Annotated in this window: 5 protein-coding genes and 1 pseudogene; 3 read left to right on the top strand and 3 right to left on the bottom strand. The window is 53.9% G+C overall.

What is annotated here, in order from left to right:
• Positions 1 to 439: 439 nt before the first annotated feature.
• Both AC2FH0_RS07215 and AC2FH0_RS07210 read left to right on the top strand, forming a co-directional pair.
• A complete protein-coding gene (locus tag AC2FH0_RS07215) occupies positions 440 to 8,008 on the top strand; it encodes a hypothetical protein (protein ID WP_496788935.1) in 7,569 nt (2,522 codons plus the stop codon).
• Positions 8,009 to 8,149: 141 nt separating this feature from the next.
• Entirely contained in the window at positions 8,150 to 9,358 is a 1,209-nt protein-coding gene (locus AC2FH0_RS07210; protein ID WP_496705296.1) for an MFS transporter, read from the top strand.
• Between the two features lie 44 nt (positions 9,359 to 9,402).
• On the opposite strand, the gene AC2FH0_RS07205 is transcribed toward AC2FH0_RS07210, so the two are convergent.
• The 3 genes and pseudogenes from AC2FH0_RS07205 to AC2FH0_RS07195 all read right to left on the bottom strand — a co-directional run bounded on the left by AC2FH0_RS07205 (position 9,403) and on the right by AC2FH0_RS07195 (position 11,202).
• Positions 9,403 to 9,669: a hypothetical protein gene (locus tag AC2FH0_RS07205; protein WP_496703642.1), complete on the bottom strand. Its 267-nt coding sequence runs from the start codon at positions 9,667 to 9,669 to the stop codon at positions 9,403 to 9,405.
• A 395-nt stretch (positions 9,670 to 10,064) separates the two neighbouring features.
• Positions 10,065 to 10,229 (bottom strand): annotated as a pseudogene (locus tag AC2FH0_RS07200) (IS6 family transposase); the annotation flags it as partial.
• 64 nt (positions 10,230 to 10,293) lie between these two features.
• Positions 10,294 to 11,202: a LysR family transcriptional regulator gene (locus AC2FH0_RS07195; RefSeq protein ID WP_496788933.1), complete on the bottom strand. Its 909-nt coding sequence runs from the start codon at positions 11,200 to 11,202 to the stop codon at positions 10,294 to 10,296.
• Positions 11,203 to 11,292: 90 nt separating this feature from the next.
• Here AC2FH0_RS07195 and AC2FH0_RS07190 point away from each other — a divergent pair, with 90 nt between their 5' ends.
• Positions 11,293 to 12,441 (top strand): alanine racemase, encoded by a 1,149-nt coding sequence (locus AC2FH0_RS07190; RefSeq protein WP_496704161.1) that lies wholly within the window; start codon positions 11,293 to 11,295, stop codon positions 12,439 to 12,441.
• Positions 12,442 to 12,447 lie beyond the last annotated feature (6 nt).

Genomic DNA, 12,447 nt, shown 5'->3' with positions numbered 1-12,447 from the left:
AACATCAGGACACAACCATAGGTCAGCTTCTAAACTTAACATACACCTAAATGAGTATTTTCAGAGTTTGTTTCAATTATGGCGAAAATACAAACGGGTTTGACGTGTATGTTTCTCGGGAACATGACCGACCAATTGCAGGTCGATCCGTTCAACTCCGATTTCTGAACTAGGAGTTGTCTCACATTCCGCGGGCTAAGTTGAACTAAAGCGGTTCTGATGTAGTCCATCTCGACGACTTACCTGATGGCAGATCAAGGGCCGCCCACCCAATAAGGTCCAGAAACTACAGACACTTTTGAGGTAAAGATCGAGGTCATTTCCTCAGTTGCAGACTGAGACGCTGTGACAATGAACGACCCGGATTGAATTGTTACGTCTTGGATCATAATGAGTGAGCCGAGGTTTGCTCTGAAGAACAAAAAAACGGGTACGGTACATGAAACCGATTTCAACGATTTCGCATGCCTTTGTCATGTCCGGAACACCCTCATCCCTGGTTGTGATGTTCACGGTTTTTGGTTGGTCGCAGGCGCTGGCAGATGAATGCTACTTCGAATCCGACGTGACCACCTGGCGGTGTCAGGGCGATCTCACTTCGTTCAAAGAAGAAGATACGGACGGATCCGATACGGCAGGCGGTGACTACTATGGTATCCATATGGATCAGCAGACGGATTTCCTGACCAATGAATCAGACAGTGTGAACTATGGCCTCTGGTTTACGTCCACAGGCAAAGAAGGTGAGAACCACACTGACGACAGTACGAGCGGTCGCGAACTTGAGATCGTCGTTGACGGTCAAAACGGTGACGAGACTTATGGCATACAAGTGACCGGGAGCGTCGTTTACTCGACCAGCACAGGTGGAAAAGGGCACAGCGGAAACGACAATGGCAGCGACACCTCGACCTCAACTCATGAAGGTGGCGATGGACGCGACGGTGGAGCCGGTGGCCCGGTTTTGTTGTATTGGGATTCTGGTCTCATGTCGGGCACCGACGTTACCCTCGGGACCTATGGCGGAGATGGTGGAGAAGGCGGTTCGGGAAAGTCTGATCTAGGTAACGGCCATGGCGGTGAGGGTGGAGCCGGGGGAAGTGGTGAATCGATCACGCTCAGCATTGGAAAAACACAAGGCGTTGATACCGATATTCAACTTTTGTCGGTGACTGGCCAAGGTGGTGAAGGCGGCCATGGCGGTGAAGGCTTTAGCGTGTTAAAGACCGCAACCGGAGGTAAAGGCGGCGTCGGTGGGGCCGGTGCCGACATCGATTTCACGCTCTACAATTACCTGAACAACGAACAAACTGGTACGCAGACCTTTCTGGCCTTTTCATCCATCGGCGGCGAGGGTGGCCATGGTGGCAACGCAAGTGGTGATCTGGATGATAGCAAGGCTGGAAATGGTGGAACCGGTGGCGATGGCGGTGACATCAATTTCGATGCAAGCCAGGGGTATATCATATGGAATGATCACTATTCCGTTGAGCCGACTTTTCTCTTTAAGTCGCAGGCCGGGCACGGTGGGTCTGGTGGCGATGGAAGCAATGGTTACAAAGCTAGCGGAGGCGACGGAGCCGAGGGTGGTGTCGGCGGAAATGTGATCGTTGATCTAAGCAATAGCGGCAACCAAATTGAAAACTACCATCAACCAGTCATTGTGTTGCAATCATTGGGTGGCAGCGGCGGCGATGGGGGCGATGGCAGTGGCGGATTGTCGAGTGGGAAATCCGGTGGTGGCGGCGGCGGCGGCGGTGCCGGCAATGTCAGCCTGGATTTCAACGGATATCTAGTTGCTGGTTCCTCGGACAGCGAGGTCTATGGTTTGGTCTTGCAATCGGTCGGCGGGCTTGGTGGGGTAGGCGGCTCAAGCTCTGGCCTAGACACTTATGGAGCTAGCGGGCAGGCAGGAGGAGCATCCGCCGGAGCGAGTTTGACCCTCTATGATGAAGCGAACATTGTCACGAATTCTGACTATGGCGTTGCTGCTTATGTTCAATCGGTTGGCGGCGGAGGTGGCATCGGCGGCTCGGCCGACGGGATTGTCGCGCTAGGTGGCGATGGATCAGCTGGCGGTGACGGTGGCGCGGTGTCCTTCACCGGTCGTGGTGCCGTAAACACCAATGGTGACAACGCGGATGCGATAGTCTTGCAAAGCCAAGGCGGCTCCGGTGGAGCATCGGGATCTTCAACCGGACTTGTTGCCATTGGCGGCGATGCGGGTTCCGCCGGTGATGGCGGCGCGGTCACTATAGATCTTAACGGAACGATCGGGACCATAGGTGCATATTCTGATGCTTTGCACGCCCAGACAATCGGCGGCGGCGGTGGTCGAGGCCATTCTACCAGCGGAATGACCTCAATTGGCGGTACTGGCGGCGACGGTGGTAATGGTGGCACCATTAATGCCACCCTAAACATGGCCGTGGGGTCATCCGGTGGAGCGACTATCTCTACCGAAGGCGAGGATTCCGACGGAATCTTTTTGCAGAGTGCTGGCGGTGGCGGCGGATCAGGGTCGAATTCGATCTCGGTCGGCGCAGAGTTCTCCTCTGCGATTGGTGGCAATGGCGGAGCTGGTGGCGATGGCGGGGCCATCGCCGTGGTCGGTACGGGAACCGGTGCTGTTGAAACCCAGGGTGACCACTCCACCGGCATTTACATGCAATCGATTGGCGGTGGCGGCGGAGATGGCGGATACGGCATTTCGGCCAGCGCAGGTGCAGTGATTGATATGTCCGTAGGTGCCGGTGGCGATGCCTCAGCTGGCGGTGACGGCGCTGCGGTGTCCTTTACCGGAGCGAATGGTGCCTCGGCCATGACAAACGTGACAACTGCAGGAGATCATTCTGCAGGTATCCATGCCCAATCGGTCGGCGGTGGCGGCGGCACTGGTGGAATGTCCATTTCTTCTGCAAATTCTTCAAACATTGCGGCCAGTACGTCTATTGGCGGTGAGGGCGGAACCGGCGGTGACGCCAGCGCTGTGACGGTGAGCAGTGCCGGTAATGTGGCCACGTCCGGAGACAATTCCACCGGCGTAAAGGCACAGTCTGTAGGCGGCGGTGGTGGGGCGTCCGGCATCTCGATTGATGCCAATGCCGTTTCGGACATCAGCCTCTCGGCAGCAGTTGGACGTGCCGCAGGTAGTGGTGGATCTGCGGACACGGTTTCCGTGGATATCACTGGAACAGCTGCAATTTCATCCACGGGTGACGCCTCGGATGGTGTTTTCGCACAAAGTGTTGGCGGCAATGGCGGCAATGCGGCGCTCGTTGTCGCAGCAACTGGTTCGTCGACAGCTGATGCGGACTTGTCTATCGGCGGAGCCGGTGGCGCAGGTGGCGATGCTGGCAGTGTTTCGGTTTCCATGGATGATACCACTGCGGTTAGCACAGAAGGAAGTTCTGCAATCGGGATCAACGCGCAATCAATCGGTGGCGGTGGCGGCCACGGCTCGATGACAATTGCAGGATCGTTAACGAGTTCGGGTGCAGTAAACCTTGCGGTTGGAGGAACGGGTGGCGGCGGCGGCGATGCTGCGGATGTGACTTTGGGAATAGCCAGCACGATCTCTACAGCTGGAGATAATTCCATTGGGATCCTGGCTAAGTCGGTTGGCGGCAGCGGAGGCAGCGGCGGTATCTCGATCGCAGGAGACGGTACATCGACCGGAGCAGCCACAGTTTCAGTCTCAGGAAACGGTGGCGGAGGGCACAAGGCTGGGAATGTCTCTGTCTCCACGGACAACCTCGTGCAGACTGCAGGAGATCATGCAACTGCTGTCAAGGCTATGAGCGTTGGCGGCGGCGGTGGTAGCGCTACTGCCGCGATCTCGGGCACGACATCCTCGATGGGGCAGGCTCAGGTCACAGTTGGTGGTGAAGGTGGCGGCGGTGGAACCGGCGGAGATGTCTCGGTTGAACAGTCGGGCCAAGTGCTAACTTCAGGTGACTATGCGGATGCAATCATGGCTATGAGCCTTGGTGGCAGCGGTGGCCATGGTGCGTTCTCCGCGGCAGGTAGCCTGAGCGCGGGAGAATACTCAGCGCAAACCGGCGTTACTATTGGCGGCGCCGGTGGTGGCGGCGGTTCGTCAGGTACCGTTACGGTCGCAACTTCAACATCTACGGTAAACTCGTCGAACCTGATTACGACCTACGGCTATGCTTCACGGGGTATTCTTGCCTCGAGCGTTGGTGGAAATGGTGGATTCGGTGGTTCGTCCTATTCGGGTGCACTCACGCTCAGCTCTGACGCTGGAATGCAAGCCGATGTCACAGTTGGCGGGGACGGAGGATCAGGCGGCGTTGGCGATGATGTGAGCGTTGAAAACACGATCTCGATTGTCACCGCTGGCGCTTATTCTGACGGGATCATGGCAACGTCAATTGGTGGTGACGGCGGTTATGGTGGGAATGCTGTTGCTGCTGCGATCCAAATGGCCGAGAGCAGTAGCGCAAACTTTGAAGCTGCCGTAGGCGGGTCGGGTGCAGGGGGCGGAACTGCAGGTGACGTTTCCGTAACGAATTCGGCCGCCGTGACAACAAATGGTGTAGAGTCGCACGGCCTCTATGCCCAATCCGTCGGTGGCGGAGGCGGCCGCGCTGGAAACGCAGGGACTGCTATTTTCGATTATACCTCAAGCCAACAAGGCACCACCGACAAGACGGGTAACGTCAATGTTGGGATTTCGGTCGGCGGCAAAGGCGGCAGTGGCAACCATGGCGGTGATGTCACGGTCAACAATACCGGCAACATCAAAGTGGGATACGAAGAATACGACGATGACGGTAACAAGGTGGCGGACCGTATTTCTTACGGTATTTTTGCGCAATCCGTTGGGGGTGGGGGCGGTGACGGAGGCTCCGTTTCGGGTTACAATCAAAGTATTGTAGGGGCGTGCACCTTCAACAATGCGGTCCTGCCAAGCTCGGTCACGTGTGCCTCCTCAACCGATGAGGATTCACCCAAAACAACCTACTCGGCGAAAGCCAATATCGAGATTGGTGGCAACGGATCAAATGGCGGCGATGGTGGTGTGGTTGTCGTAGACAACGCTGCAACGATCGAGACAGAGGGCACTGAAAGCTACGGCATCTTTGCACAATCGATTGGAGGCGGTGGCGGCAATGGCGGCGGTGGTTCGCTCGGGCTTGAGTACGTTCTGCCGGATGCCACGGCTGACGAAGTTCTGGGGTATATCTCGGCTGCAGCAGGTCAAGGCTTTAGCAATGTCCGTTCTTTCACATCCGTTTCCGCGATAGTTGGTGGCCAAGGGGAAAGCGGCGGTGATGGTGACGCTGTTACTGTCACCAATTCCGGTTCGATCTCGACCGCAGGATTTGCGGCAGACGCAATCCTTGCGCAATCCATCGGCGGAGGCGGCGGCAATGGCGGCACCGCGTCGACGGGTGCGGGTAGTATTGGTGAGTTCGCCGTTGGTGGAACCGGTGGAAATGGCGGAAATGGCCATACGGTCGAGGTTGAGTCGACAGGTTACATCGCTACCACAGGAATTGATGCAATGGGCGTCTTCGCTCAGTCTGTAGGTGGCGGAGGCGGTCGCGCAGGCGCTGTTGCGCGTGCGTTGACTGGTGAATTTGGCGTTGATCTGAACGTTGGTATTGCCGTGGGGACAGCTTTGGTCGCGGGCGACGGTGGCGACGGCGGTGAAGTCGACGTTACAATTGGAAATGCAAGCAACGGGTCTGGGGGAATATCCACGACCGGCATTCGCGGACATGGCGTTTGGGCTCAATCGATTGGCGGTGGTGGCGGTGCGTCAAGCTGGGGCGGCTTGATTACCGATGCTGAAAGCGAAGCCATATCTTGGGCCGGTGGTGGAGCAGACAATGGTGCAGGCGGTGATGTGAATGTCACGGTGAATGCACCTATATCGGTCTCGGGTGCCGGTGCTGTGGGAGTTTTTGCTCAAAGTGTCAGCGGAGCGGATGTTGATGCTGGCTCCGCTGGTGGTCAGGATGCAGGTGATGTGACCTTGATCGTGAATAGCGATATCACCGCGACCGGAGTGGATGGCCGTGGCGTATTTCTGCAAAGCGATGGCTATGATGGCGATGGCGCGATCTCGTTAACGGTCAACGAGGGGGGATCGATCACCGCCAGCGAAGACACGACAGAAGCCATTCTTTGGGGAATGGGGAATAGTGACAGTAGTCTTGTCAACCACGGCACCATAAAGCGGTCAGAAGCATTTTCCTTAGAGGGTGTTACATATGGCTATGCGTTGAAGAACCATGATGGCGAAATGGCTGTGGACAACTACGGCATCTGGGAGGGCTCAGTATCGCTGGTTGCGACAAAGGGAAATGGTTCTGCCACCGAGAATGCGTTTAACAACTATGAGGACGCATCGCTTGGTCTTGGAATTGTTTTCGATCTAGGGACGAGCACGTCACAATTGACCAACAACGGCACTATGTCAGCCGGGTCAATCGGTAGCGTGGGAGGAACGCTAGGCGATGTGGCCACCACTCAGCTAACCGGTTCAATCACACAATCTGATACGGGATCTCTTTGGGTTGACTTCGACTTTGACAGCAACTCTGGCGATTTGATTTCGATCCAGGATGGCCCGGCGACCCTTGCAGGGACTGTCGTGGCCAACCCGGTTGATCATTTGCCTATCAATAGCGCGACAGGAAGCATTGAGATTGTCCATGGAGCAACCACTGTGGAAACCACCGATCTGACTGTTAGTGACACCGCTATTGTCACCTATAGTCTGGCAAAGACTACCAGCAATGGGGAAGATATTCTTTCGCTAAATTATGATGTTAACTATGCAGCCTGGGAATCTGAGCCGATAAGTTCTGGGGTGAATGACACCCGAGATACTACGCGTTCTCAGTCCAGCGCTTATGCCTCCAATCCAAACCTAAACTCGGTTGCAGGATACCTGGGTAGACTGGCAGATTCGCGTAACACAGCTGTCGCGTCGGGCAGCGATGAGTTCACAAATGTGGACGCATTTGTTTTCCCGTTACTTGCCGTCGAAACAGTCGAAGAAGTGGTCGAGATTTACGAGCATGTTGCAAGTGCTGATGTCTTACGTTTGGCGGACGCGTCATTGCGAAGCTCATACCGGTTTTCAGAGCGTCTGATGTCTTGTCCAGAAGCAAATGAAGACGGGCAGATTTCCTATTCGCATGAGGGAACTTGTTCATGGTTTTCCTTTGGTGGCCTGACGCGAAATGCGGACGCAAACAATGGCGATCTTTCATTTGATGAAAACACTTGGAGTATGGCAGGGGGTGCTCAGATTGAGGTCTCGGATGGATGGTTCTTGGGCGGTGCGTTGTCCTACGAAGGCGTGAACTACAGCACATCAATTTCTTCTGGCGATGGCGACCGATACAACGTCGGTGCGGTCCTCAAACGCGAAAACAAAAATCGTACCTATGCACTTTCGCTGTCAGGTGGACGGGGTGACTATAGCCTGACCCGAAATGGTCTAGACAGCTTCAGTGTGTCGCCGACTGAAAACGATATCTCCAATAGCTGGCTGGCGCTACATGGGCGTGTTTCGCAGCTCTTTGAACGGTCTGGTGGCTCATTCATCGAACCTTACTTCGACCTTGGCGTGACGTGGGTAGGACAAGATGGGAGCGAAATCGGTGGATCGCTGCCGTTCAGTCTTGATATTGGTTCTTCATCGACAACCAAGTACTCGATAAACCCAGGTGTCGAATTCGGATGGGATCTTGAAACCAAAAACGGCCCGATGGATATGCGCTTTGGCGTTGGCTACCTGGGCATTTTTGGCGATGACTTTGAAAGCGACGTCTCGGCAGTTGATCACGCCGCAACTGCGGGGACCTTCAGGTCGACATCGAATTATGACGATCAGTTCTTTGAGCTAAAGGCACGCATTGCAGGCCGGATTGGCAAGCAGACAACTCTGAAACTCTCGGTTGGCGCACTATTGGGTGAGAATGAACAAACATATGGTGGTGACTTGAGGCTTTCATACCTGTTCTGACTTGCTGATAGAGTATTGCGCCTTTTTCCGTCTGGGTGGATTGGAAAGGTATAAGGCGATCTTCGATCGTCTCGGCCATGAAGGAGTGCTACGAAAAGCACATGCTTACAACGAAAGCACTTGAACCAGTTATGCCTAGAGTTGAAGGTTGAGGGCGGTGGTTTTCGCATTTTCCAAAGAGTTTTGCTGCTTATGGTCGGATTGATTCAGCTCGCAGAGACGCGCCCTGCAATTGTTGCATTCGTAGCCCAAGGTATGTTGTGGGGAGCAATTGCGGCGATGGTACCCGGATTTGTCGAACTGACGGACCCTACGGACACCGAACTTGGGATCGCGTTTTTGATATCAGCCATTGGCGGTGTGGTTGGGATGCTGGCGGCACCTTTGGTCGATCAGAGGCTCAGAGCCTATTCCATGTCCATCACAACATGCTTGGCGGCACTGCTCCTGCTTATTCCCGGTCTGCTGACTTCGATATGGTGGCTGGCTGCAACGTTTTTCTTCATATCATTTTGGATTGGCCAAAGTGATGTGCTGTCGAACGCGCGTGTTTCCGAAGTTGAAGCACGTCGCGAGCAACCACTTATGGCGATGACCTGGTCATTCTATTCCTTTTCGTACGCAGTCGCCGCCTTCATGGCTGGTCTGGCTCGCGAAGCAGGGTATTCGACTTTTTCCATCTTGTTCGGGATTTGCGTTCTCATGTTAGCTTTGTCCTTTTGGATGCGCGCAGAACCTGCGAAAAAGATCACGGATAGTGTGATTGGCCGTTCAAGGTTGGGACTTGTATTCGCAATGGTGTCAGCGATCATCTTTATTGAATACCTTGCCGGACAACCCACTAGCGACTGGTCAGCATTGTTTATTGAGCGGGATCTGGGCGGCGATCCAGGTGAAGGATCTTATGCTCCAGCACTGGCTGCTTTGGCCAACGGTATTGTACTGCTTACCGGGAATTGGCTAGCGCAACGAATAAAGTCGATTATCGTACTTGCTACCGCGGCTACTGCAGCGGCAATAAGCCTCGCGATCGCAGCAACCGCCTCTGTACCCACTCAAGCCTATGTTGGTTTTACGATGGCGTCACTTTCTCTTGCATTGATTTCACCCTTTGCACTTACCATACTCGGGCAATACGTGTCCGACAATCACCGTGTCTTCGCGATTACCCGAGCTTCTGCAATAGGGAACATAGCTTATGTTGTTGGTCCAATACTCATTGGCTTCACATCTGACAGCATCAATCTAGCCTCGGCATTCTTGGGAATTGCAGGGCTGGTCACCCTCATCCCCTGCATCTTGGTTCCCTTCATAGCGCTCGGCGCAAAGACATCATCGCGGCAAGTGTAGTATTTTGGGCTATTAAAAGGCTCGAATGTGATGTTGAACTGCAGTCAAGACGTAGTCTCTGGCAACTCAAAACAGTTTTTTTCGGAATTGATATAGGCAACGGCCTCGTTAATCATCGCTTGCGCGTGCTCGGCACTCTTTGGCTCTACAATCAAAGTACCTGATATGTACTGGGCAAGCTGCGCCTCTAATTGATCTATCAGATCAGCTGCCAGCCAAATTGGATAGGCCTTAGGATCAGTTAAATCCAGGATGCCTAAGTTGTGCAACTCAACCGCGTGTTGCCGCAACCAATAGGTTGTTTCAGGCATGCATGGTTCTCCTACTTATGCACAAGCGGCTGCGGCTACAGTTGTGCGGTGTCTCCGGGATTCTCTAAGCTTCTTTTTTTCACTGATTAACAAACGCACTGACCATCAAGCTTTTCACCCGGAGACAAGAAACATGTAGTGTAGTGCTATCGTTAATTCTCTGGAATCCTGGTCAATTTCTTTGCTGCTTTTGTCAGATTAGTCGACTGCAACAGGATAGCTCCAATTCCACGCGTTGATTATTTGAGTGGTTTGAACTGGACTACGAACTCCCGTGATACAAAGAACAACCTGGTGAACATAGGGTAGGTCCGTTCCGGCCCGAGTTCATTGTCATTGGGTCTCAATCTTCGCTAATTTGCGATCGGGAAGCCTCGTTTTAGCGTGTTACTCTTCGAGTATTTCACCACCCACCTTTTCAACGTGGCATGGTCAACTCGGACACCGCGCTCAGCCATGATCTCCTCCAAGTCACGATAGGACACCGTGTACCGCAGATAGAAGAAAACAGCGTACAAAACTGCGTCCTTGGGGAAATGACAGCCCTTTAACGAGATCATGCTCAGGTAACCTGTTCGAAAATTATTCGACCAGTAAAAACCTCAGATCATGCATGCTCGTCAACTAGACCCCAGAGTTTGCGACACATCCTTCCTCAAAGAGTTTGTCTATGAGGCGCTCAACACGTTTCGTTCTAAGTGATTTGGGACTAACAAGCGCAATAACGTCAGCGCTTGAAAGCGTGTAGTCTTCCATGACAAGCCTCAGCTTATTTTCTCTTAGTTCCCTTGCAATGCTCCATTCCGAGCGCATTACAATTCCCAGCCCCTGACAGGCCCAAGCCTTGACCACCTCACCATCGTTGCTGGCAAAGGCCGGGCGAATTCGGACCGAGTGGCGAGAGCCTTTTGGGTCCTTAAAACCCCACATTGTAACATCAGCCTGATCCTCGCGTATTACACCACAAGCATGCTTAAGAAGCTCTTGAGGGTGACGTGGTTCTCCATGCACTTTGAGGTAATCCGGTGTTGCACAAAGGAACCTTCTATTTGATACGAGTTTTCGCTGAATCAATGTGGAATCAGCGAGTTGGCCGATGTGGATGATTATATCCCAATTGTCGGAGGCAGCAGCGCCGTAGGGGTCATCGCTCAACACGAGGTCTGGTGTTATGCTAGGAAACTCCAGGACAAGTTTTCCGATGATTGGGGCGATGTGGATACGGCCAAAACCAAAGGGTGCGATGATACGAAGGGGGCCAGCTACGTCCCCGCGTAAACCCACAAGTTCATCGTTTAGGCGTGACAGATCGGTAAGAACCGTCTTGGCACGGCGTGCAAGCCTGTCCCCTTCTGCAGTCAATACGACTGGGCCGCGACCCCTTTCGACCAAACGCAGACCAAGCCGAGCCTCGATCTGTGCTAAGCGTTGCGAAACCGCAGACGGCGTCACTTCTAATTCACGTGCAGCCGCTGCCAGTGATGGTGCCGCGGCCAAAGTTGTGAAGAACTTTAGATCAGGTGTTTCAAGCATTAAGTTCAGCTTAATGCAAGATGCAGTTCATGTTAATAGAGGCTGACGAAAATTTCCGCTAAAAGTCTGACATTACGCAAAGGAGTCGCAATGTCATTCGAAGAAACCCAACTCAAGAATTTGCAGACCCCTGCACTCGTTCTTGATGAAACCAAGATGATGCGGAACATCCAACGTCTTGCCAAACAGGTAGACGGCTTGGGTGTTTCTTTGCGCCCACATTTAAAAACCGTGAAATCTACAGAAATCTCGCGCCGTATACTGACAGACGGGTCTGGTCCGGCCACAGTTTCGACTCTCATTGAAGCCGAAGTTTTTGCCGAGGCAGGGGTCAAAGACATCATCTATGCCGTGGGGATCACGCCTCAGAAGCTCGACCGAGTAGCGGCCATTCGCTCTAAGGGTTGTGATCTCGCCGTCGTTCTCGACAGTGTCGCGCAAGCCCAGGCCGTCGCAGATGCTTCTGCCCGTCTGGGATTGGCCATTCCTGCGCTTATCGAGCTGGATTGCGACGGTCACCGTAGCGGGGTTGTTCCCGGAGACCCAGTTTTGCTTGAGATCGGTCGCGTGTTGCATGATGGGGCAGCTGAGCTTCGCGGTGTGCTCACCCATGCGGGTGAAAGCTATGAAATCCAAGGCCGCCATGGTCATGAGATTTTTGCCAAACAAGAACGTGACGCTGCCGTTCAGTCTGCCAATGCATTGCAAGATGCTGGCATGCCTTGCCCCGTCGTGAGTATCGGATCTACGCCAACTGCACATTCTGCCAGCAAACTGGATGGTGTCACCGAAGTCCGCGCAGGCGTTTATGCGTTTTTCGATCTGGTTCAGGCGGGAATCGGTGTTTGCGATCTTGATGACATCGCACTTTCTGTCCTCACAACTGTTCTCGGTCACCAACACCAAAAAGGTTGGACCATCGTAGATGCGGGATGGATGGCATTGTCGCAAGATCGTGGCACGGCAAACCAACGTATCGATCAGGGCTATGGCGTCGTATGTGATGAAGCCGGACACGTGATCCCCGACCTAATTGTCATTAAAGCAAATCAGGAACATGGAATCATCGCGCGCAGGCCAGGCAGCGAACGTGAGTTGCCCGACCTCCCTTTGGGCACCCGCCTTCGCATTTTGCCAAACCATGCCTGTGCCATGGCCGCGCAATTCACTGAATACAACGTCATTCCCGCAAATCACGAGGCTGACTTGCATGTCTGGCCAAGGTTCGGCGGTTGGTAGGAGAAA

It is taken from the genome of Ruegeria sp. CDSC051 (genome assembly GCF_059610665.1).
The sequence above is the reverse complement of the archived record's forward strand: the minus strand, read 5'-3'. Positions and strand labels throughout refer to the sequence as shown.

Excerpts from the sequence above, each read along its gene's own strand:
- AC2FH0_RS07205 (WP_496703642.1), bottom strand. The coding sequence starts at position 9,669 with ATGCCTGAAACAACCTATTGGTTGCGGCAACACGCGGTTGAGTTGCAC.
- AC2FH0_RS07195 (WP_496788933.1), bottom strand. The coding sequence starts at position 11,202 with ATGCTTGAAACACCTGATCTAAAGTTCTTCACAACTTTGGCCGCGGCA.
- AC2FH0_RS07190 (WP_496704161.1), top strand. The coding sequence starts at position 11,293 with ATGTCATTCGAAGAAACCCAACTCAAGAATTTGCAGACCCCTGCACTC.
- AC2FH0_RS07215 (WP_496788935.1), top strand. The coding sequence starts at position 440 with ATGAAACCGATTTCAACGATTTCGCATGCCTTTGTCATGTCCGGAACA.